The 22,354-nt window shown below is 62.7% G+C and carries 21 protein-coding genes and 1 tRNA gene; 7 read left to right on the forward strand and 15 right to left on the reverse strand.

Annotated features, from left to right (window positions below; genetic code table 11):
* Window positions 1-61: 61 nt before the first annotated feature.
* On the forward strand, window positions 62-1,684 hold the full coding sequence (locus QP970_RS09095) for an AMP-binding protein (protein WP_239268904.1): 1,623 nt from the start codon (window positions 62-64) through the stop codon (window positions 1,682-1,684).
* On the opposite strand, the gene QP970_RS09100 is transcribed toward QP970_RS09095, so the two are convergent.
* The 3 genes from QP970_RS09100 to QP970_RS09110 form a co-directional block, all read right to left on the reverse strand.
* Window positions 1,668-2,009: a hypothetical protein gene (locus tag QP970_RS09100; protein ID WP_239268906.1), complete on the reverse strand. Its 342-nt coding sequence runs from the start codon at window positions 2,007-2,009 to the stop codon at window positions 1,668-1,670. The two genes, QP970_RS09095 and QP970_RS09100, sit on opposite strands and share 17 nt — an antisense overlap.
* Window positions 2,010-2,233: 224 nt before the next feature.
* Window positions 2,234-2,309 (reverse strand) — tRNA-Thr (locus tag QP970_RS09105).
* Between the two features lie 101 nt (window positions 2,310-2,410).
* A complete protein-coding gene (locus QP970_RS09110) occupies window positions 2,411-3,610 on the reverse strand; it encodes a DNA polymerase III subunit delta' (RefSeq protein ID WP_239268908.1) in 1,200 nt (399 codons plus the stop codon).
* Between the two features lie 37 nt (window positions 3,611-3,647).
* Between QP970_RS09110 and QP970_RS09115 the strand changes: the two genes are divergently transcribed.
* Both QP970_RS09115 and QP970_RS09120 read left to right on the forward strand, forming a co-directional pair.
* Window positions 3,648-5,180, forward strand: a complete 1,533-nt coding sequence (locus QP970_RS09115; protein ID WP_239268910.1) for an adenylate/guanylate cyclase domain-containing protein — start codon at window positions 3,648-3,650, stop codon at window positions 5,178-5,180.
* A complete protein-coding gene (locus QP970_RS09120) occupies window positions 5,180-6,388 on the forward strand; it encodes a DUF418 domain-containing protein (protein WP_239275271.1) in 1,209 nt (402 codons plus the stop codon). Before QP970_RS09115 ends, QP970_RS09120 begins: the two co-directional genes overlap by 1 nt.
* Here the strand turns inward: QP970_RS09120 and QP970_RS09125 are convergent.
* Window positions 6,381-7,139 (reverse strand): hypothetical protein, encoded by a 759-nt coding sequence (locus QP970_RS09125; protein ID WP_239275269.1) that lies wholly within the window; start codon window positions 7,137-7,139, stop codon window positions 6,381-6,383. The two genes, QP970_RS09120 and QP970_RS09125, sit on opposite strands and share 8 nt — an antisense overlap.
* Before the next feature lie 26 nt (window positions 7,140-7,165).
* Window positions 7,166-10,159 (reverse strand): type I DNA topoisomerase, encoded by a 2,994-nt coding sequence (topA, locus tag QP970_RS09130; protein WP_284869869.1) that lies wholly within the window; start codon window positions 10,157-10,159, stop codon window positions 7,166-7,168.
* A gap of 246 nt (window positions 10,160-10,405) precedes the next feature.
* Here topA and QP970_RS09135 point away from each other — a divergent pair, with 246 nt between their 5' ends.
* Window positions 10,406-11,035 carry a DedA family protein gene (locus QP970_RS09135; RefSeq protein ID WP_284849727.1) on the forward strand — a complete coding sequence of 210 codons (630 nt, stop codon included), beginning with the start codon at window positions 10,406-10,408 and terminating at the stop codon, window positions 11,033-11,035.
* Between the two features lie 22 nt (window positions 11,036-11,057).
* Here the strand turns inward: QP970_RS09135 and QP970_RS09140 are convergent, their stop codons facing one another.
* A complete protein-coding gene (locus QP970_RS09140) occupies window positions 11,058-11,261 on the reverse strand; it encodes a cold-shock protein (protein ID WP_005276524.1) in 204 nt (67 codons plus the stop codon).
* 180 nt (window positions 11,262-11,441) lie between these two features.
* Here QP970_RS09140 and QP970_RS09145 point away from each other — a divergent pair, with 180 nt between their 5' ends.
* The gene (locus QP970_RS09145) at window positions 11,442-13,814 is read left to right on the forward strand and encodes a DEAD/DEAH box helicase (RefSeq protein WP_284869870.1); all 2,373 of its coding nucleotides are present in this window, start codon (window positions 11,442-11,444) and stop codon (window positions 13,812-13,814) included.
* Here QP970_RS09145 and QP970_RS09150 read toward each other — a convergent pair.
* From QP970_RS09150 to QP970_RS09185, 8 genes are all read right to left on the reverse strand, one after another.
* Entirely contained in the window at window positions 13,811-14,134 is a 324-nt protein-coding gene (locus QP970_RS09150) for an Rv3654c family TadE-like protein (RefSeq protein WP_284849729.1), read from the reverse strand. The two genes, QP970_RS09145 and QP970_RS09150, sit on opposite strands and share 4 nt — an antisense overlap.
* Window positions 14,127-14,441 (reverse strand): hypothetical protein, encoded by a 315-nt coding sequence (locus QP970_RS09155; RefSeq protein WP_284849730.1) that lies wholly within the window; start codon window positions 14,439-14,441, stop codon window positions 14,127-14,129. Before QP970_RS09155 ends, QP970_RS09150 begins: the two co-directional genes overlap by 8 nt.
* 33 nt (window positions 14,442-14,474) lie before the next feature.
* A complete protein-coding gene (locus tag QP970_RS09160) occupies window positions 14,475-14,678 on the reverse strand; it encodes a DUF4244 domain-containing protein (protein ID WP_005276515.1) in 204 nt (67 codons plus the stop codon).
* Between the two features lie 57 nt (window positions 14,679-14,735).
* The gene (locus QP970_RS09165) at window positions 14,736-15,359 is read right to left on the reverse strand and encodes a type II secretion system F family protein (RefSeq protein ID WP_284849731.1); all 624 of its coding nucleotides are present in this window, start codon (window positions 15,357-15,359) and stop codon (window positions 14,736-14,738) included.
* Window positions 15,356-16,135 (reverse strand): type II secretion system F family protein, encoded by a 780-nt coding sequence (locus QP970_RS09170; RefSeq protein WP_284849732.1) that lies wholly within the window; start codon window positions 16,133-16,135, stop codon window positions 15,356-15,358. Before QP970_RS09170 ends, QP970_RS09165 begins: the two co-directional genes overlap by 4 nt.
* A complete protein-coding gene (locus QP970_RS09175) occupies window positions 16,128-17,330 on the reverse strand; it encodes a TadA family conjugal transfer-associated ATPase (RefSeq protein ID WP_284849733.1) in 1,203 nt (400 codons plus the stop codon). The genes QP970_RS09170 and QP970_RS09175 overlap by 8 nt, the downstream gene beginning before the upstream one ends.
* Complete coding sequence (gene ssd, locus QP970_RS09180; protein WP_284849734.1) at window positions 17,327-18,397, reverse strand: septum site-determining protein Ssd; 1,071 nt, start codon at window positions 18,395-18,397, stop codon at window positions 17,327-17,329. The genes QP970_RS09175 and ssd overlap by 4 nt, the downstream gene beginning before the upstream one ends.
* Before the next feature lie 350 nt (window positions 18,398-18,747).
* Window positions 18,748-19,464, reverse strand: coding sequence for an oxidoreductase (locus tag QP970_RS09185; protein ID WP_284849735.1), 717 nt, complete (start codon window positions 19,462-19,464; stop codon window positions 18,748-18,750).
* Between the two features lie 126 nt (window positions 19,465-19,590).
* On the opposite strand from QP970_RS09185, the gene QP970_RS09190 reads away from it, so the two are divergent.
* Window positions 19,591-20,094 (forward strand): phage holin family protein, encoded by a 504-nt coding sequence (locus tag QP970_RS09190; RefSeq protein ID WP_023025036.1) that lies wholly within the window; start codon window positions 19,591-19,593, stop codon window positions 20,092-20,094.
* Window positions 20,095-20,172: 78 nt separating this feature from the next.
* Window positions 20,173-21,081, forward strand: a complete 909-nt coding sequence (locus QP970_RS09195; protein ID WP_284849736.1) for an alpha/beta fold hydrolase — start codon at window positions 20,173-20,175, stop codon at window positions 21,079-21,081.
* Between the two features lie 65 nt (window positions 21,082-21,146).
* Here the strand turns inward: QP970_RS09195 and QP970_RS09200 are convergent, their stop codons facing one another.
* Window positions 21,147-22,343, reverse strand: coding sequence for a MarP family serine protease (locus QP970_RS09200; RefSeq protein WP_284869871.1), 1,197 nt, complete (start codon window positions 22,341-22,343; stop codon window positions 21,147-21,149).
* Between the last annotated feature and the right edge of the window lie 11 nt (window positions 22,344-22,354).

Raw genomic sequence — 22,354 nt, forward strand, 5'->3', positions numbered from 1 at the left:
CTAACGATATCGATCGTAGTTATATTTTTGTTATCTTCGCCTTTTCGGAGTTATCTCTTTCATGAAATTGTCTGATGTTTCCTTCCACGCGTCCGCGCTCAGCCAGTTCTTCCCTGCCCTCTTCAAATCGGGGCTGATTACCCGGCAAGGCGGGCTGAGCGGGCAGATCAAGCTCCTGCCCAACCTCGCGCGCTACCGCTTCACCACGGCGCGCGAAATCGAGCAGGCCTATTTAACCTGCCCCGATCGCCTCGCGCTTATCGATGACGACGGCACCCTCACCTACCGCCAGTTGCGATCCCACGCGCAGAATTTCGCCCGCTACCTAGAGTCCCTGGAACTGCCGGAAATCCGGCTCGGCGTCATGGCCCGCAACGGCCGAGGCATCATCATTCCCTTGGGCGCCAAGGGCTACGCCGGTGCCGGGATCTACCTGCTCAATGTCGGTTCTTCCCCAGAGCAGCTCGCCGGCTGCATCGAAGAAAATGGCATTAACGTCCTCGTCATCGATGATGAATTCATCGACCGCGTCAATCCCAACCTCGATATCCCGGTCATCATCGCCCACGATACGGGGGCAAGCGATCTACCCACGCTCGATAAGATCGTGAAGAACCCCCTGGATATCGAGCTGCCCGCCTTTCCCAAGCACGGCCCCATCGTGCTGATGTCCTCCGGCACGACCGGCATCCCCAAGGGCATCGTCCGCCCCGAGCCGACCTTGCCGGTTGTCCTCGCCTCCATCGTGGGCAATATCCCGTGGCGCGCCGATCAGCGCGTGCAGATGACGGCATCCATCTTCCACACTTGGGGCTGGGCTTGCATCAATATTGCCTTGGGGCTGCGCAATACCATCGTCACCCGCCGCGTTTTTGAACCGGAGCAGGTGCTTGATGATGTCCAACGCTACCGCCTCGACGGCATGCTCTCCTCCCCCATCTTTTTCAAGCGCTTGGTGGATCACGATCCCGAGGGCGCTTTCGATACCTCTAGCCTGAACTTCATCGCCTCCGCCGGCAATGCCCTTACCCCGCAGGTGGTCAAGGACACCAACGCGCGCTTCGGCCCCATCCTGTGCAACGTTTATGGTTCCACGGAGCTTGCTCTTGCCTCAACGGCCACGATGGAACAGGTCGCAGAAAACCCTGATGCGGTGGGCAAGGTAGCCAATGGCACCAAGCTTCGCATCCTCGATGAGGAGGGCTACCCCGTTCCCCGCGGCGAGGTGGGCGAAATCTACCTCACCAATTCCACCGCCATGACCGGCTATACTAACCCCAAGCTCAAGCTCAATCGGGTCGATGGATTGTTGTCGATCGGTGATCTGGGGTACATCGACAAGCAGGGCTTCCTCCACGTCGTGGGCCGGGCCGATGACATGATCATCGTGGGTGGCGAGAATGTCCACCCCCAGTCCGTGACCGAGGTGCTCGAGGCCATGCCCGGCATCGATGAGGTGCACGCGGGTGGCGTGGAGGATAGCGAGACCTTCAGCCGCATCGCCGTCTGGGCGGTGCCTACTGCCGATGCCGCCGGCCGCGATCTGACTGCCGATGCCATCCGCGCCTGGGTGCACGATAAGCTCGCCGAGCACTCCGTGCCCCGCGACGTACACTTCCTATCCAAGCTACCGCGCAATGCCACCGGCAAGGTGGTTCCGCGCCTACTTAAGCACGGCGACTAAATTTTTCAATGCCCCACCACATCGGTGGGGTAAAGAGCACGGCAATAAGCCAATAAATCAACCAGAAGCTGCCGTTTAGCCCTACCACCGCGATGCTAACTATAAGGATCGCAGCCGTCACCGCACTGGCATATACGGATTTTCTTAAATTATTATCGGACTGATTCCCAGACTCGGTTTTCGACCTCCCACTGAGTTTCCGATCAACTGCGCGAATGATGTCACCGCCAAAGACCAGCGAAAATGCGATATAAAAAGCTGCGAAACCGTGCATGAATCCCGCTTCGCCGTCAGTATGCAGAGTGAAAAATGAGAAAATTAACAAGACTATGTCAATAATTGGCGTAGCGATAAAGAATGCCAGTCCAATTCTTGGGGCCTTGACGATGTATCGGAGAACACCGCCCAGAATAAGGCACGCCCAAAAGAGGATTTCTGCTGCGACGGTAGCAATAAGCAGTGTCTCGTTCCTTCTCTCATCGAGGCCATATGGCCTGCGTCTATTGAAGGAGAGTTTATATTAAGGAAGAAACCCGCACATATAAAAAATGGAGCCGCCTGCGAGAATCGAACTCGCGACCTTTTCATTACGAGTGAAATGCTCTACCGACTGAGCTAAGGCGGCGCGCTGCTTAAGCAGCACTGGCGATTCTATCGCAGGGGTGGCGCGGAAAAGAAATCGGGGCTCAGGGTCGGTTTTTGGCGGGCCGGCGCTAAAGACCGGCCTTAGAGGCAGGCCCGCCGCAACCTGCCCACCAAGCCGTCGAAGGCAATCTGCGTGCCCACGTTCTGGGTCAGCTGCTCGCGGCAATAAGAAATGGCGGACTGGCACTCCAAGAGGCCCTCCTCGCTCACCCGCTGCGCCAGTTCGCCGGATAGCCCCGCGAAATCCGGGTGGGTCATCTCCACCTGCGTGCCCACCTTTGTCATCAGCGCGTCGCGGTAGATTCCGGAGAGATCGACGAGCACCAAATCGAGGTTATCGATGACCCGCCGCTTCGCCCGCTTCTTGTGCTGTTCCTGCAAGTCTTTGATGGCGGAGCGGGCATCGCGCTGCGCCTTCGCCGCGCCCTTGCCCTTCGCGCCCACGCCAAAGGTATTTTCCAGCTTGGCCAGCTCCGCTTCTTCTTCCTCCTTGTGCGATTCCTTCGCCTCCGCATCCACCAGCTTGAGAAGCGAGGTCACCGCCTGAAAGCCCTGGGATTCGTGGAAGATGTCCTCGGCCAGGTTGATGGCCACAGCGCGGCGCTTTTGCACCGTCGGATCTGCTACCAAGTGGCGCGCCCTGCCCACGTGGCGCAGGGAAGTGACGGCGGCGAGGCGGGCATCGTGATCCGAGGCGCCTTCGCTCACCAACTGGGCAACGATATTGTCCACCGACGGCGAGGGGATGTACAGGTGCCGGCAGCGCGAGCGGAGGGTTTGGGAGAAGTCCTCGGGGGCATCGGAAGGCGCGCACATGATGATCACGGTGCGCTCCGGCGGCTCCTCCACCGTCTTGAGCAGCGCGTTGGCGCCGTTATTGTTGAGGCGATCCGCGTTATTGAAGATCACCACGCGCCACGGGGCGACCGTGGGCAAGCTCGCGGCGCGCCCAATGACCTCGCGCACCGTATCCACCGGGATGATGACCTCCTGCGGGTCCACCAAGACCAAATCCGTGTGCTGCTTAGTCTCCAGCACGGCGCGGCAGGCCTCGCATTTTCCGCAGCCCGGTTCCTCTGGATCGGTGCACATGAGCGCGGCCGCGAAATCGATTGCGGCCAAGGAACGCCCAGAGCCGGGAGGTCCAGTAAAGAGCCAGGAATGGCTCATCGCCCGCGGATCTGCCCCCGGCATCCCCCGCGCCGCCCGCGCGGCACCCAAGATAGTGCGGGCCACACCTGGGGTATCTGCCAATCGTTGCGCAACGCTTCCCGTATTCACTCGCTCTAGCCTACTGGTCTTACTACAGTAAGTAGTTATGAACAGACTATTGCGTGGCGCTCGTTGGCTTATGGGAACCCAATGGCCGGTATACGCTGCCTTGGTCTTGGGCGCCAATCTCATCGGCGCCATCGCGATCATGACCTTCATCCTCTATTTCCTGCCCATGCCGGAAATCGAGGACTTTGCCGCCGAGTTACCCAACCTGAAGGGAGTGGCGGCGGTCTACCTCATCTTTGCCGTCATCATCGGCATCGCCGCTACCCTGCTGCTCTTCCGCCCCGTGCTGGACTGGCAGCGCAATCCCGATGCGCACGATCCAAATATGGTGCGCACCCTCGTGCTGCGCATCCCCGTGTACCAATCCCTGGTCGCGGCCGCGGTCTGGCTCATCGGCATCATCTTGACGGTGGCTATCTCCAGCGGGCAATCCGGGCGGCTCGGGCTCGTCGTGGGTGTCTCCACCACCCTGGCGGGCCTAGTGGTCATCATCTTGACCTACCTGCAGGCAGAGCGCCTCGTGCGGCCCGTCGCCGCGCAGGCCGTCGCCCGCCGCTTTGAAGATTCCACCGTCGAGCCACCCATCAAGTATCGCCTGTTTTCCACCTGGCTGATGACCTCCGGGGTGCCGCTGCTCGGCATCGTGTTGGTGCTGCTGGGCCAGCACACCAGGCTCTTCTCCGGCGACGCTAGCGAGATTATTCCGGCCATCGTGGCGCTCGCGCTCACCGCGCTGGCCACCGGATTTATCGGCACCAGCTTCGCCATCATGAGCGTGGTCGATCCCATCGTAGAATTGCAGGATGCAATTAACCGCGTGCGCCGCGGCGAGGCCGATGCCGAGGTCGATATCTACGATGGATCCGAGCTCGGCGTCCTGCAGGCAGGTTTCAATGAGATGATGCGCGGGCTGCGCGAGCGCCAGCGTGTCCGCGATATCTTCGGCCGCTACGTAGGCACCGAGGTGGCCCAGCGCGCCCTTGATGAGCGCCCCGAATTGGGCGGCGAGGACCGGAAGGTCGCGGTGCTATTTATCGATGTCATCGGTTCCACCACCTTCGCTGTCAACCACTCGCCCGAAGAAGTGGTCACGGAGCTCAATAAATTCTTCGAACACGTCGTGACGGTAGTGCACCGCAATAAGGGCATCATCAATAAGTTCCAGGGCGATGCCGCCCTCGCCGTCTTTGGCGCGCCGCTCAACGTGTACGACTCGACCTCGATGGCGCTGCAGGCCGCCCGCGAGCTACGCGGCGAATTGCGCGGGCTCGAGCTGCAGGCCGGCATCGGCGTCGCCTCCGGCCACGTGGTGGCCGGCCACATCGGCGGCGCGGATCGCTTCGAGTACACCGTCATCGGCGATGCCGTCAATGAGGCCGCCCGCCTAACCGAAATGGCCAAGGACACCCCCGGCCAGGTCTTGACCAACGCCGCCACCCTAAAGACCGCCAACGAGGCGGAGCAGGCCCGCTGGACCGTCATGAAATCCATCGAGCTGCGCGGGCGCCGCCGCATGACCCAGTTGGCGCGCCCCATTCGCGCCAGCCTGGCAGAAAGGTGCGAAATCTAATGGCAAGCACCCGCCTCATCGTGCCCGATGCGGCGCGCGGAATGGCGCTCTTAGGCATCGCGATAGCGAATATGACCACCGCGTGGATCATCACAGAAGACCGGCCGGGCGCGTATTTCGGCGGCATCCTCAATGACAGCGTGCTGGATAAAATCGCCGTCGTCTTCGGCGCTTTCTTCGTGCACAACCGCGGCCTGCCCATGTTTTCTACCCTGCTGGGCTTCGGCGTGGGGCTCATCGCGATGAGCCTGTGGCGGCGGGGATTTCCGCTGCGGGAGGCGAGGAGGGTCATCGCCAAGCGCTATGGCTTCCTCGCGCTACTGGGCGCGGTGCATATGGTGCTGCTGTTTTGGGGCGATATCATGTTTGTCTATGGCATAGCGGGCATAGTCATTGCCCTGCTGCTCACGCTGCACAATTCTACGCTGCGCAAGATTTCTTATATCGCGCTTGGGGCGCTGACGGTGCTCGGCATCGCAACGTTAATTTTCTCCGCGGTGGACGGCGGGCTCGATATCCCCGTCGATGCCATCGGCACCGTGAATTCCTATGGTGACCTGCTGCTAAGCCAGCTTCTCACCCTCGGCGCGCAGATCATCTCCGCCCCGCTCATCGTGCTGATGTACCTGCCGGTCATGCTGGTGGGCTTTGTGTGGGCGCGCGAGGGCGTGCTTGCCGATGTCCCCTCTCACCGCCCCCAACTCCTGCGCTGGGTGGCCATCGCCGCAGCCGTAACGCTGGTCATTGGCACGCTGTGGTCTTTGGGCACCCTCGGGGTCATAGATCAGCGCTGGGCGAACGCCGCCAGTAGCGCCAATTCCACCCTCGGCGTGCTAACCGGGCCGGGGATCCTTGCCGGGCTCGCGCTTATCCTGCAGCCCGTGCAAGAACGGATAGCGGCCGGTGCCTCCGTGCCCGTGCTCTTGTGGCCCTTCGTCGCGCTGGGGAAGCGATCCATGAGCGGTTATGTGGGCCAGTCGATACTGTTTTTCCTTATCGTGCACCCCTTCACGCTGGACTACGGCCACGAGCTAGGCGCCTTCGGCCAAGCCGCCCTCGCCTGCGGCGTGTGGCTGGTGACCGTAATTGGTGCCTGCGTGCTCGAGGCGCTGGGCCTGCGCGGGCCCCTCGAGGTGGTGCACCGCCGGCTATCTTATGGGCCGAGCATGCAGCCGGAGCGGAGCTTACCTCGTCAGGGCCTTACCTAGTCAGGGCATCGACTAGCAGGAAGTGCCCCAGGGCAAAGGCGCCGGCCTCCGCCGCGCCCACCGCCCGGGCCACCTTCGTGGGCTTGGGATGTTTCTTGTTTTTCTTCAGTATCCGCGTCTTCTGCTGAGACTCAGCAAAAGACAGCCGCGCCCGCAGCGCCGTCAAGCCTTCCGCCGCAACCAAGAGGTTCGCGCCGTGGCTCAAGCCCTTCGTCGCATCGGTGCGCAGGCACGGATCGCCCGCCAGCGCCGAGGTCGTGAGCACCGCCGCGCCGCCGACCGCTACCGCGGTCCGGGTGGGCTGCTTGCGCGCAGCGACGATCGCCGCTACCCAAGCGATGGCGCGCAGGCCCCACCCGCGGGCATCGTTGCGCGCGCCGCGCCGATAAAGCACCCACGAATACGCCGCGTGGCTAGCGCTAACGCCAGCTACCCCGAGGAGGGAGGGGCGGTGCAAGCGGCGCGACTTTTCCGCCTGCCCCACCGCGCCGGCCAGCAGGGCGGGGCTCAGGGTAGGGTCCTGCGCCTCCGCTGCCAATAGCGGCAGAAGCGGCGCGCTCGTGGCGGCATGGGCCTTCTTCCAGCCAAAGAGGCGGGCCCACACCGTGGACTCGCCTAGCGTTAGGTACGCAAAACGCCGCCAGCCCCGCGGCGTGCGCCGGGCTGGGTCGGTGACATCAGCAAAAGTTTCGGACACCGCGCGGGTCAAGGCCGCGGTGCCCTCCTCGGTGCGGGCAAGAAAATCATTCATGCCCGCCACCTTACTTATTTCTACACTTATTTCTTGCGCGAGCCGGCCTTCACCACGTTCTTCGTGCCGGGCGAAGGCTTCGAGCTGGATTTCTTAGAAGCCTTCTTAGAAGCCTTCTTAGTGGCCTTCTTAGTGGCCTTCTTCGTCGATTTCTTCGTCGACTTCTTTGTGCTCTTCTTAGAAGACTTCTTCGTGGACTTCTTCTTCGTCTCCCCAGAGGCCTCTTTGGCGCGGCGCTCGGAAAGGAGCTCGTTGGCGCGGGCATCGGTAAGCTGCTCCGGATCGTCGCCGCGGCGCAGGGACGCATTGGTGGTGCCGTCCGTGACGTACGGGCCGAAGCGGCCATCCTTAACGGTCATAGGCTTGCCCGAAACGTCATTATCGCCGAGCTGCTTCAGCGGCGGCTGTGCGGCTGCGCGGCCTCGACGCTTCGGCTCCGCATAGATGCGGCGGGCCTCATCCAAGGTGATGCTAAAGATCTGCTCTTCCTTAGCCAGCGAGCGCGAATCCGTGCCCTTCTTCAGGTATGGGCCGTAACGGCCGTTTTGGGCGGTGATCATCTCCCCGTCGTCCACGCCCACCTCGCGCGGCAGGGATAGCAGCTCAAGGGCCTGTTCCAGCGTGACGGTCAGCGGCTCCATCGAGCTAAAGAGCGAGGCTGTGCCAGGCTTCAGCTTCTCATCAATGTAGTCATTGATGCGCTTTTCCTTCTGCTTCGCGGCCGTCTTAGTCTCCCAATTCTTGGCGCGCTTGCCTTCCTCGGCGCGCTGCTTATCCTCTTCGGCGCGCTCCTTGGCGACGATCTCCAAGGCCTCTGCCTCGGCCTTCTCCCGCTCATCATCGCGGACGACCTCGGTGACATAGGGGCCAAAGCGGCCTTCCTTCGCCACCACCATGCGGCCGTTTTCGGGATTCTCGCCCAACTGACGCCCGCCCTGCGAGGTAGCAAAGAGCTTTTCCGCCAGCTGTTCATTCAGCCCATCCGGGGTCACGGTTTCTGAGAGGTTGGCGCGCTGGTATTCCACGCTGCCGTCCTCATTGGTGCCGATCGCGCGCTCGATATAGGGCCCGTAGCGGCCGACGCGCACGAAGACCTCGCGGCCCTCAGAATCGGTATAGAGCTTGAGCGAGTTGACCTTGCGGGCATCGATGGCCTCGAGGTTGACATCGATAAGCGATTTCAGCCCGCCATGCCGCGCGATGGAGGCCGCCTTGTGCTCGTTGGCCTCAGCGTTGCCAAAGTAAAAGCCGTTGAGCCAGTCCGTGCCATCCTCCGTGCCGGTGGCAATCGAGTCCAGCTCATCTTCCATGGACGAGGTGAAGTCATAATCCACCAGCTCGGTGAAGTTCTCTTCCAATAGGCCCACCACGGCGAAGGCCACCCACGAAGGCACCAAGGCGTTGCCGCGCGAGACGACGTAGCCGCGGTCCTGGATGGTCTTGATGATGGAGGCATACGTCGAGGGGCGCCCGATGCCCAAATCTTCCATCTTTTTCACCAGGCTGGCCTCTGTATAGCGCGCCGGCGGGTTGGTGGAGTGACCTTCTGCCGAAACCTCTTCGGCCTGAAGATCGCGGCCCTCCTCCAGGTGCGGCAGGCGGTTTTCACTCTTCTTGCTCGTATCCTCGTCGGCGCCGTAAGCCTTCAAGAAACCCGGGAAGGTAATGGTGCGGCCGGTTGCAGAGAACTCGACGTCATAGGTGCCGTTATCCGTGTTCGCGGTGCCAGCGACCGCCACCTTCATGGAAGTGCCCTTGGCATCGGCCATCTGCGAGGCCACGGTTCGCTTCCAAATTAGGTCATAGAGCTTAAATTCCTCCGCATCCAGCTGGCTAGAAAGCTGGCCCGGGGTGGCAAAGGACTCACCGGCGGGGCGGATAGCCTCGTGCGCCTCCTGCGAGTTCTTCACGCGGCGGTCATAGACGCGCGGGGAATCCGAGACGTATTCTTCGCCATAAATGCTGGTCGCGGAGCTGCGCGCGGCGTTCAAGCCCTGCTGGGACAGCGAAGAGGAGTCCGTACGCATATACGTAATGTGGCCGTTTTCATAGAGGCGCTGCGCAATACGCATCGTGCGCTCCGAGGTAAAGTGCAGGCGCCGGCCCGCCTCCTGCTGCAGCGTCGAGGTCATAAACGGCGCATAAGGCTTGCGGGTATAGGGCTTGTGCTCTACCCCGGCTACACTCATGCCCGCGCCCTGCAGGGCCTTTTCCAAGGCCTCCGCCTGCGGCTGGGTAATGACGATGACGTCCTTGGTTTTCACATTTCCGCGATCATCGAAATCGCGGCCCAAAGCCACGCGCTTGCCATTAACCGCGGTCAGGCGCGCGTCAAAGGCCGACGGGCCCTCGCCGCTGCCAGCGCCCGCGTCCAAGGTGGCGAGCAAATCCCAGTAATCGGCGGAGATAAACGCCATGCGCTCGCGCTCGCGCTCGACGATGACCCGCGTGGCCACCGACTGCACGCGCCCGGCCGAAAGCCGCGGCATAACCTTCTTCCACAACACCGGGGAGACTTCGTAGCCGTAGAGGCGGTCGAGGATGCGACGGGTTTCTTGGGCATCGATAAGGTCATAGTCCAAGTCGCGGGTGTTTTCCGCCGCCTCCAGAATTGCGGACTTGGTGATCTCATTAAAGACCATGCGGCGCACCGGCACCTTGGGCTTTAAAACCTCCAATAGGTGCCAAGCAATGGCCTCGCCCTCGCGGTCCGGGTCTGTTGCCAGCAAGAGGTTATCGCACTGCTTCAGCTTGGATTTGAGGTCAGCGACCTTTTTCTTTTTATCCGGGCTGACGACGTAAAGCGGGGCGAAATCATCTTCCGGGTTAACACCCAAGCGGGCCCAAGATTCTTTCTTGAACTTCGCCGGCACGTCGGCAGCGCCCCGCGGGAGATCGCGGATATGCCCCACGGAGGCCTCCACGATGTAGTTATCTCCCAGGTACGGCTGGATCTTCTTCGCCTTAGTCGCCGACTCCACAATCACTAAAGTTTTGCCCGGCTCGGCCGCTTCTGCCACTTCGACTTCATCCCTTTCGATGATGCGAACATTAAAATTTGTGCGCTTTCAGCAATCGCCCCTAGCGTACACAGGTGGTTTATACCGTTCTTCGCACCATATACTTGGTACTACCAAAAGGCTTTGTAGGGGGCACTTCGCACCCCCACCGAACCGGTCTATACTGACCTTTTTAGAAAGTCCAGCAGCTGTGAAAGCATTGTTGGGGACGATAGCACACCCACAACACACCCCGTGGAGGATTAGATGGTTGACACAGTAACGATGTGGATTGAAGCCATCATGGGCACGGAGTGGGTGTATCCGATCGTGGGCCTGCTCATTTTCGGGGACTGTTTCTTTCCAGTGCTCCCCTCTGAAATCCCGCTGAATATGGCCGGCGCCTGGGCCGGATCGCAGGGATTTCCGCACCTGCCCACCATGTTCTTTGCGGCGCTCGTAGCCGCCATGTTGGGCGATAACCTGTGCTTTTTGCTGGGCACGCGGTTCATGCCGCTGCTCAATCGCATTCAAAAAGGTACGAAGGCCTACGAGGCCCTCACCTGGGTAAAACGCAATATGCGCCGCGGCGGTGGCGCGGCCATTATCATTGCGCGCTTTATCCCCTCAGCCAGGCTCTTTATGACCATTTTGCTGGGGTCAATGCGCTTTCCCTGGCCGGTCTTCCTTTTCTTCGACACCATTGGCGTGATGCTCTGGGCATTCCAGGCCTTGGCCATTGGTTATGTGGGCGGCTTAGCGTTCTCCGATACCCCACTGTTTGCGATGGTTATCAGCATTATCGCCGCCGTATTCATCGGCTTGGGACTGCAAAAGGCCCAAAACAACATCATGGAGTGGTGGGATACCCGCCGCGGCTACGCCGAAACGCCCTAGGGCGCTTAAAACCCTAAAGGCGTTAGAGGATGGAAACGGCCTGCGCCTGGTCGCCCTTCGGGCCGGATCCAACCTCGAAGCTTACCTTCTGGTTTTCTTCCAAGGTGCGGAAGCCGCTGCCCTGAATTTCGGAGTAGTGCACGAAGATGTCTCCGCCGCCGTCCTCGCGCTCGATGAAGCCGTATCCCTTTTCGGAGTTAAACCACTTAACGGTTCCTTGAGTCATGGTGAACTGAGTTCCTTTTCTTAAAGAGGTAGCGCGGACAACCGCGCCGGTAGTTATTCGGTAAATGGGTCCTCGAGCAGTACCGTGAAGTATAAAACCGCACCAAGACAACATTGGCCTGTCAACAGTGTGACACGTTCCACGCCAAAGCGATAGATTTAACTCACAAGGGGGTAAAAATTGTCTCACCCGGCTGGCGATAACCCCATTGGTGAAGAGCTCCTAGACCTCATCCAGCGGCGCCTTTCTGAGTCCACCCTGACGTTTCACACCACGCTCCCGGCGCAACGGGCCCGCTACGCCGATTGGCCGGAGTGGGTGCTGCCGGGGTTGAAGGAGAAGGTGGTAGATGGGGGCATCGGCAAGCTCTATGCGCACCAGGCCGAGCTCGCCGAATGCGCGTGGCAGGGCCGCGACGCGGTAATTTCCACCGGTACCTCGTCCGGAAAATCCCTGGGCTATCAGCTGCCCATCCTCACCCGGCTGGCAGAGGATCAGACCGCGTGCGCGCTCTACCTCGCCCCCACCAAGGCCCTCGGATCGGACCAGCTGCAGTCCACGCTCGAGCTGTGCCGCGGGATTCCGGAGCTCAAGAACGTGGTGCCCGCGCCCTATGACGGCGATACGCCCCAGGAGTCGCGGGCGGGCGTGCGCGAGCATTCGCGCCTGGTGTTTTCCAATCCCGATATGGTGCACATGTCCATGCTGGCCGCGCACGCGCGGTGGGCGCGGGTGCTGCGCCACCTGGAGTTCATTGTCATCGATGAATGCCATTCCTACCGGGGCGTATTCGGCGCCAATGTGGCCCTGGTGGTGCGCCGCCTGCTCCGTCTGTGCCGGCATTATGGATCGCGGCCCACCATCATTTATGCCTCCGCAACCATGAATGATCCGGCGCGGCATGCCGAGCGCCTCACCGGCCGCCCGGCGCATGCGATTACTGAGGATTCCGCCCCCACCGGCGCGCGCACGGTCGCGCTCTGGGAGCCTGGATTCCTGGAGGGTGCGGAAGGCGAGCACGGCGCCCCCGTCCGGCGCGCGGCCACGACTGAGGCCGCCGAGATGATGGCGACCTTCATCGCGGAAGGCGCCCGGACCATGACCTTTGTGCGTTCCCGCCGCTCCGCCGAGGTCGTGGCGATGGTAGCCGCCGAGACTCTCTCCGGCAGTTTGGGCCGGCCGGATTTCGCGCAGCGCATCGCCGCCTACCGCGCCGGTTACTTGGCCGAGGACCGCCGCCGGTTGGAGCAGGCGCTTGACGATGCCTCCCTATTAGGCGTCGCCACCACCTCCGCCCTCGAGCTGGGCATCGACGTCGGCGGCCTCGATGCCGTGGTCACCGCCGGGTTTCCGGGCACCGTGGCCAGTTTTTGGCAGCAAGCCGGGCGCGCAGGCCGCCGCGGTCAAGGCTCGCTCGTAGTGCTCGTCGCCCGCGATGAACCCATGGATACCTACCTGGTGCACCACCCCGATGCGCTACTGGGAAAACCGGTAGAAGCAAGCGTCTTTAACCCCACGAATCCCTACATCCTCTTTGGACACCTCTACTGCGCGGCGGTGGAAAAACCGCTGGATGATGCCACCATTGCTGAGTGGGGTGCACGCGATGTCATCCACCAGCTTGCGGAGCAAGGCCTCGTGCGCCGCCGCGAGCGCGGGTGGTTCGCCGTGCCGATTCCCGCTTCCAGCGCAGAAGAGCTCTCGCCGGAAACCGCCCACTCGGCGGTATCGCTGCGCGGCGGGGCGGGCGAGGAGGTCATGATCGTGGATGCCTCTGATGGACGGCTCTTGGGAACCATCGATGCAGCCCGCGCGACCAGCCAAGTCCACCCCGGCGCGGTCTACCTGCACCAGGGCGAAAGTTTTGTCATCGAGGAGCTCCTCCTGGCCGATTATGTGGCACTCGCCCGCCCGGAGACTCCCGAGTATTCGACTACCCCGCGCTCCACGACGGATATTCGCATCGTGCGCGAGGCCGATAACCTGGTCAATTATTCCCCGGGCTTGTGGGTGGCGGACGTGGAGGTCGAGGTCACCGACCGCGTCACCGGCTACCAGGTGCGGCTTGCCGATGGCACCATCGGCGACGATATCCCCCTCGATCTCCCCGAACAGCGGCTGACCACCCGCGCCGTGGCCTATACCATCGACCCGCTGGCGCTTTCTGCGATGGGCATTACCGCCGCCGATATCCCCGGCACCCTGCATGCGGCCGAACATGCCGCCATTGGCCTGCTGCCGCTTATCGCCACCTGCGACCGCTGGGATATCGGCGGCGTATCCACCGCCCTGCACGCGGATACACAGCTTCCCACCGTCTTTGTTTACGACGGCCACCCCGGTGGTGCCGGGTTTGCCGAAGAGGGATTCCGCCGCTTCCCCGAGTGGATCGCGGCCACCTTTGAGGCGGTGCGCTCCTGCCCGTGCGAGGCCGGGTGCCCATCGTGCGTGCAATCGCCCAAGTGCGGCAACGGCAATAACCCTCTGAGCAAGGACGGCGCCATCAAGCTGCTCGGCGCGCTCGTCACCATGACGCAGGATGCCGCGGTTTAGACTGGGCCCGCCTTGGCCTTGGCGCTCTGGCCGCGCACCGCGGCAACGGCGATGATATCGGGTACATTTTCTGTGCATTCCTCGAGGCTCGCGCCGTTATCCCGCGCGGTGCTTTCTGCGGCCGCACATGCATCCTTGCCGGTGGCTAAGGCCCACGCGCCGGCCACGGCGGCAAGGTCCGCGGCCACTTGCGCTTCATGGCGCGCGGTCACACGAGATCCCACCGCCACGATGACCAGCAATAAGCTGACAATGGCGACGATGATTCCGGTGGCTGCGATGGTGGCGTATCCATCCTCGCCGCGGAGCCTGCTAGTCATTGCCGGCCACCTCGGCGGGAAAGACCGCTTCCGCGCTCATGGTGCCAATGGGAGCATCGACGCTTACCGATGCCCTGATAAGCCCCGCACTTTCCTGCACGTTCACCCGGGCATCCTCGCGCGCCGGTTGGTACTCGACGCCGATGGCGTGCGACCTAGCCGCCGCGCCCGCCATATCCACCGCCGCGATATAGGACGCCATCGTCGCGATCGCACCGATGATGCCCGCCGCCACGAGGACGAGGGAGCTTAATGCCAGGGCGGCCTCGATGGTCACGGAACCATCGTCATCGACTACCGTGCGCATGATTCCTCCTTTCTGTTTCTCTAGTGCGCCCGGCTAGCTTGGAGTATTCGATAGCGCATCGGTGATAATTCCCTCGATGGCATCGACCACGCCGCCGCCGTTGATGACCATGTACAGCACGCCGGCAAGCGCTGCGGCCGCGAGCGATCCCATGGCGTATTCAATCGTGCTCATCCCCTCATCGTTGCGGACGAGGGCGCGGGTGAGCTGGGAGTACTTAATAAATAGTGCAGACATTTTAGGAGTCCTTTCTTAAAAGGTGTGGTGGTTGAGTAGAAGTGAAAGGTGGTGTATCTAGAAAAGCTGCGCACCCAAGCTGATCACTACGGGCGCGAGGCCTAGAACGATGAATGCTGGCAGGAAGCACACCGCCAGCGGGAGGGCAATGAATACTCCTGCACGCTCTGCTTTAGCCGTAGCGTGAGCAGATGCTTCGGCGCGCAAAGAAGTACAGATTCGCGTGCATCCGGCGGCTATGGTGGCGCCGGATTGGCCCGATAAGATGACAAGCCCCGCCACGTCCTCTAGTCCCGCATGGCCTTTCATGTGGTCCCATGCAGATTCCGTGGGTACGCCAACCCCTAGGAGCGCGGATACCGTCTCCCACAGGTGCTGGGAATCGGCCTCTGCCGTGCGCGCGACTGCCGTAGCAGCCGCGTGCACCGTCAGGCCCGCACTCAGGCAAGCTGCGAAAAGTTCGATATCCCCGGCCACGAGGAGTGGATCCACGGTGGTAGAGGGCTGGAGTTTGCTCATCAATCCCCCGCGCGCTGTTGCGCCATCGCGCTTTCTTGGGCCGGCGCGCGGGGTCTTCGCCGTGTGCTGCGCTGCGTTTTGTGCCGTAGCAGGTCCCAGCCGCCCTTTGGTGGCCGGCAACCCGACGAGCACAGCCAGCGCTAAGCAGATAAAGGCCATCATGGTGCCGCCTTCCTGATAATGACGCGGGACCAGGCAAAGCCGCCGCAGGCAAGCCCCACCCCGATGACCAGCAGGATTCCGCCTAATCCCCCGCCGAGCAAGAAGCCCAGCGAATTGGCCCCCATCGCCCCACCCATGGCGATGCCCGCAATGGGCAGGCAGGCCAAGACCGTGGCCGTAGCTTGGGGCCCTTGCAGGCCGGCCGCGGTGGATTGGTGGTGGCGGCGCAGCGCATCCATCCGGCTTTGGGCCTGCTCAAAGAGGCTGGCCACCGCGATGCCGTGCTGTGTCGATAATTCGAGCAGGTGTCCCAGCCGGGTAAGTTCTGCATCCGCATGGGCGCCAGAGAGCGCCACGTGTGGGGGCGCACCGCGCGCAGCGGCGGTAGCGGTGGATTCTAAGGCTGCGATCATATCCCGCGGCGTCGTCGCGGGAAGGGACTCCGCCCCGCGCGATAGCGCGCTTGCAAGGGTTGCCCCGGCGCGCAGGTCAGCGGTGACGACCCCAAAGTATCCGGCTAGGGCTTCGCGGCCGCGCCGGCGCGCGCGGGCGGCCATGATGTCCTTGATATACCACGACACGCACCAGGCGATGATCGCTGCCGCAACCGCAATGCTCATCCGCCCGACCGAGAAGAAGACCAAGCTGCCACAGAATACGGCGCCCAAAATGACTAAGGAGCTGGCCTTTATCCGGCTGCCCTTGCCAGCAATGCGGGCCGCGCTCGAGGGCGCAGACAGCAAGAGAGCTGCGGCGAGCAATAAGAAGCTAAGCATCCGTCTGACCCCCTGCTTCTTCGTGCGGTTCATCCAGCAACGCAGCCGAGAATTCCGCGAAGCCAGGCGCGGGGCCCTCGGTTGCGCTCCAGACAATGCGCGGGGTGACCGGATTGCCCTCTAAGACGCCGATATGGGCCAGGCGCCGGCCATGTGGCGTGCGCTCCATGGTCAGCACCACGTTGACGGCGGCCGCTAATTGCGAGTGCAGGGCGCTGCGGTCCAGGCCGCCGAGCGCGCCGAGGGCCTCCATGCGGGCGGGTACCTCAAAGAGGGAATTGGCGTGCAAGGTGCCCGCGCCACCATCGTGTCCCGTATTCAGCGCGGCGAGGAGATCGACTACCTCTGGGCCGCGAATTTCACCGACGACGATGCGGTCCGGGCGCATGCGCAGCGCCTGCCGCAGCAATTGCGCCATGGTGATTTCCCCGCTGCCTTCCGCGTTTGCCCGACGCGAGACGATGCTCACGCAATGCGGGTGGTGGGGTGAAAGCTCCGCCGTATCTTCGATGACCACGATGCGCTCGCGCTCAGATACGGTCCCTAAAAGCGCCGAGAGCAGCGTCGTCTTGCCGGAACCGGTGCCGCCAATGACGAGGAAGGACACCCGCTTGTCCACCATCGCGGCAAGCAGCTGGCGAATGTCTTCGGGCACGGTGCCATTGGCCACCAACTGTGGCAGGGTGGTCTGTGCCTGGCGCAATACACGCAGGCTAATGCACGTTCCGCCCACGGCGGGTGGGCTTAAAAGGGCGTGCACGCGGAGCACGACGCCATCGGGGCGCGTGACGCGGCCATCGGCAAAAGGCTGGGCATCATCAAGCCGCGTGCCCGAGGCCGCCGCCAACCGGGAAGCGAGCTGGCGCACCTCCCCATCGTTGCGAAAGGTGATATCGCTGCGCTCTAGCCCCTCGCCGCGGTCCATAAAGACGTCTTCGGGCCCGTTGACCACGACATCGGTCACGCCCTGCCGGGCCAATAAGGCATCCAGTGGCCCCATGCCGGTGGCGTCCTGGCGCAGGCGCCGAAGCAGATCCACTACGGCAACGTCACTGATAACCCCCGCTTCCTCGCGGATCCGCCGGGCCAAGCTAGAGGCGTCGTGCACCAGACCTGGTTCGGCAGCAATGAGCCGCTGCATCTTCTCCATGGTCTTTTCCATGGTTTCGGTCGAACTATCCATCGCTGCGCTCATACCCCTACCTCCTCGCGCACCGCAGTGGCGGTTTTGGCCAAAGCCGCGGGAAGTCGGGCCGGGAGTCCGCCGATCTCGATGCTGCGGGTTAGCCCGCGCACGGTAGGCAATTGGGCACTGACCCGGTGGTGGATAATGTCTTCTACCTCCGGCGCGCTCAGCGCCGCCCACTGCCGTTGGCGCAGCACCACCACGATGTCGCGCCGGGCCTCATCCATGCGCAGGATGAGTTGTGCGGCCGCCGCTGCCGATCGCACCTCCGCAGCCACCACCAACACCACGTGCGTGCAGGCAGCCGGGATATTTTCCGCCGTGCAATCCACAACGCACAGGCCCTCGCCTGCGTGCGCCGCAGACGTCGCCGCCGCCAGAAGCGTGGCATCTAGTGTGAAGGTGTCTTTCACCGTGCTGCGCGCTGCGGATAGCACCGCTATGCCATCGGCGGTAGAAGGCAAGGCGCGGTAAAGGTCGGCGGCATCGATGCTGCCATCGCCAATGTTGAGCTCCGGCCAGCGGGCACCTGGCGCGGTTTCCACGCCGAGGAGGAGATCGAGGCCGCCGGAGTGCGCGGTGGCATCGATAAGCAGCGCCCGCGCCTGCTCACTCGCCGTGCAGTGGGAACGCGAAAGGGCTGCGGCAAAGGTGGAGGTGCCTACCCCACCGCTGGCGCCCACCACCGCGATGGTAGCGCTACCGGGGCGATCTTCCGGCGGGTGCGCTGCCTGGGCAATAGCCGCCAGCAGCTCTTTAATCTCCGCGGGGATAATAAAGGCGCGGTCCGCATGGCAGGCAAGCGCTGCCTCATAATCGATGGGCCCCGGGTCCGCGGCGAGGAAAAGCACCGGAGCGGGAGCGGTCTGCGCGGCTTGGGCCGAGGCTATAACGCGCGCCATGAGCGCGTCGACCAAGACCGTATAGGCTCCGGGGAGGCTGCGCGGGATATCGCGGGGATCGGTTGCCGTGATGACCTCGTGGCTGGTCGCGGCGGCGGCATGAACCGCCTCAGCGCGCAAGGCTTCCTCACCTATGGCAACGACGATGGTGGAGCGAGAGTGTGCTGTGTTCATGCTCCCTAGCCTGAAGCACCCGCGCCACCTGCACTAGGGACGGGACTTCCCGCCTGTGGATAAGCGGGCGAAAGCCACCACTTAGCGCTCAGTTAGTTGAATTTCCAACAAATCCTTGTGGATAACCGTAGATATAGGTGACGGCCCGCGCATCGGGGGGTGCGCGCGGGCCGTCAGTAACCCGGCCTCGGGGGGCGAGCCGGGGCAGGCCACACAGTATATCGGGGCCTTGCACCGATTATTATGACACGTTCATTACCCGATCACAACAGCTAAGAAAAATAATCTACCTGCACGGCGCTGACCTGCGCCGAATGGATGTTCACCGCCTACCGAATACGAGGATACGGCTAGGCCGCGCGGGCGATGGCATCGGCTTCTTTACCGCCTGCCGCCCAGGCTGAGAGGTGAAAAAGCACCACCTCACCGGGCCTGTCGCGGTAGTTCGCGCGGCACTCGCGGTAGTCCTTGGAATGGCGGTGGAAATACACCTCTGGCACGGCGAACCCGCGGGGATCAAAGCCGGTATGAATAGCGGCAAGGCGGGCCGCAACGCGCGCTACGACACCGCTGCGCGGGCCGAAGAATTCGCCTGCCGCGATTTCGGCATGCACGACGCTTGGTAAGAGATCGCGGAATGCGGGGCCACTGCCCTGCGCAATCAGGCGCGCCAAGCCCTGCAAGCGCGCACTATCGCCGCTGGGAATCCCAGTTCCACCAGCGGCGACGTCGATGCGTGCGAGCACCTGCAGCGGCGCGCGGGCAAAGGAGCGGACGGTAGAATCCACCACCTCAGGTGCCGCCACGGAATACGCGCTGACCGCGCCGGCGAGCGGACCGCTTTCCACATCGCCCGGGCCAGGGTGCGGGGGGATGGCATGCCCATCCAAGGCCACGCTGGCGCGCGCGCCCCGCATCAAGGACTCCGCCGAGATGACCTCATACCTGCGCAGCCCAGCCGGCCTGCGGTGGGCGCGCGCGATGGAGCCCGCGGCTTTTTCCGCACCTTCTTTCACCCCCGGGAGGCGAAATAGCGGGGATAACGCGTCATTTTCTGGCATATACATTAGGATAGCCCTAGACGCCCCGAGCCCCGAACGCCCCCTGTGACTGGCGCGGCACCATAAAACCGCGCTGTATCTATTATCATTGGGGCCGTTACAAGGTTTAGATGAAAACGAGGAGAATTAATCGTGAGCAACGATGGATTATTTACTGACGGCACCGATCAATTCGCACCAAAGGTTAATTCGATTCCTTTGAGCGATGTTGATGCATCGTCCTCCGAAACCTCCATCGGCAAGTTGGTCTCCAATGCCACCGAGCAGATGTCCCAGCTCGTGCGCTCTGAGGTAGAGCTGGCCAAGACGGAGCTGGCGGAGTCCGCCAAGAAGGGCGGCATCGGCGCCGGCTTCTTCGGCGCGGCGGGCACCATCGCGCTGTACAGCTCCTTCTTCTTTTTCTTCTTCCTCGCTGAGCTCCTCGCCCTCTGGCTGGACCGCTGGGCTGCCTTCCTGATCGTCTTCCTCGTGATGATCGTCGCGGCCGGTGCCCTCGCCCTGCTCGGCGTCAAGAATGTCAAGAAGGTCAAGGCACCGCAAAAGACCATAGATTCCACCAAGGAACTCAAGAACCTGATTCCGGGCAAGGCGCAGAAGTCGCTGGACCGCAAGGACACTCACGGCCTGTACACCTAAACCGCACGCACCATTAGATCCGCCTCAGCCTTTCCTGGGGCGGATTTTCTGTACACATAGAAAGGCGCCTTGCCCTCCATGGCCTTAGCACCACTTCCCCCCTCCACGGTTGAGCTGGAAGGACCCTTTGCGCACGAGTTTGTCCACACTCGGGGCATCCGCCTGCACGTGGCCATAGCGGGCGATAGCGCCGATCCCCTCGTCGTTTTTATTCACGGAGCTTTTGGCGGCTGGTTCGATTTTCAGGAGGTCATCGGGCCCCTCGCCCAGTGCGGGTACCACGTCGCCGCGGTGGATATGCGCGGCTTTGGCATGTCCGATAAGCCGCCCATCGATCCCGGCCAGGATATCCGCACCTTGGTCGGGGATCTGGATGGCCTCATTCAGGCATTGGGCCACGATGATGCCTATATCGTCGGCGCCGATACTGGTGGCGCGGTGGCGTGGTGCCTGGCCGCCGAGCGCCCCAATCGCGTGCGCGGCTTGGTCTCGGTCTCGGCCGCGCACCCCGTGGATATCCGCCGCGCCATCGCCGCGCGCCCCTGGGATTTTGGGTGGATGATCCTGCGTTCCCTGCTCTGCCACCTGCCAAAGGTCACCCGCGCGAATACCTTGCTGCTCAGTCCCCGGGCCTACCGCAAGGAGCTCAGCCTGGATACGGGGCCCGCGCTTGCCGATGCCACCCTAGAGTCCATCCTTGCCCTGCGCCTGCGCGCCTCCCAGATTGGCAAGGTACGCCGCGGCATCCTGTGGAATCATCGGATGCGCACCGCCGTGGTGCCCTTGAACTGGTCCGAATTAAGCGTAAAACGCCCCGTCCTTTTCATCCACGCCCAGCAGCGCTTGTGGAACCCCGTCATCCAGCGGGCCTCCCTGCGCGCCCGCGCTGGTTTTAGCGCCACTTCGATTCCAGGGGCCAAGAACCTGCCCTTCCTCGAGGCCCCTGAACAGTTCGTCGACGAGCTGCGCCGCTGGCTCGACGCGTAGGGCGCGTAGGGCGGCGTGTGGGGCGCGTAGGGCGGATTGCCCTACGCGGATCTCTAGTACGAAAGCTAGTGCGCCACGCACTCGCCCGTTTCTACCGGGCGCTTCAATTGGGTGACATCCCCAATGTGGCCGATGACCTCGTCTGCGGTCAACGCGTATCCGGTCTCAGAATCATCCACTGAGGCACCGAAGATAACGCCCAAGACCTCACCCGCGGTATTGACCAAGGGGCCGCCAGAGTTGCCCTGTTGGATATTGCCGCGCACCGTATAGGAATCGCGCTCTACCCTGCCTTGGGAGTAGATATCTGGCCCGGCGATGGTGATGCGATCGCGCACGCGTGCCATTTCCGCATTAAAGGGGCCGGAGTGTGGGAAGCCCATGACCATGGCATCGTCGCCGGTCTGGGCCGGCTGCTGCGCCCACGGCAGGGGTTGGATGCCCAAATCCGGCGCGTGCAAGACGGCGATGTCGACCTCTGGGTTGTAGTAGACCACCGTGGCGTCTTTCAGCCCCAGCTTCGTATCCAACCTCACCGTTTGGGTGCCGGCCACCACGTGGGCATTGGTGACCACATAGTCATTGTCCACCACAAAACCGGAACCCATGAGGCGGCGGGAGCACTCTTCGGCATCGCCAAGCACGTGAATGATGGACGGGCGGATGCTGCGCACCAGCTCCGGATCCTGCACGTCTGGGGCGGGGTCCTCAACGTCCTTGCCGCTGATGGAATTTTCCCACGGCGAGACCAAGGGCGGAAGCCCCGATTCATTGAGCAACGCCGCCACGCCATTGGGAAGGGAAGCCAGGCGCGTCGGGGCGGCCGCGTTGAGGTTGCTCAGGATGCGGGAATCGCGCAGCCCCTGCCCCGCGGATCCGCCCAAATTGGTGGCCACGGGAATGGAAATCATCCAGATGACGATGAGCGCGATGAAGGACTGAAAGACCGCGCCGAATAGCGAATCTTTCCGCTGGGTGGTGCGCGCCTTCATGCGATCGCGCATGCTGGTGCCCAAGGAGGAACCAATGATCTGCCCAATACCCACCAGCAAAACTAGGATGCCCACGAGCAGGAGCAGGCGCAGCGAAGGCTCCTCCACTGTGCGCAATACGCTGGGTGCTACGGCGATGCCCACCACGAGGCCCGCGCCCACGCCAATGGCGGAGAGCACCGCGGCGAGCGCGCCATTGCGCCAACCACTTAGCAATGCTGCTAATACGGCAAGCACGATCAGGCCGTCAACAACGAGCGCAGCAGTCATGGCTTTGGTTC

This window comes from Corynebacterium sp. MSK073, assembly GCF_030232085.1.
Lineage (GTDB): Bacteria > Actinomycetota > Actinomycetes > Mycobacteriales > Mycobacteriaceae > Corynebacterium.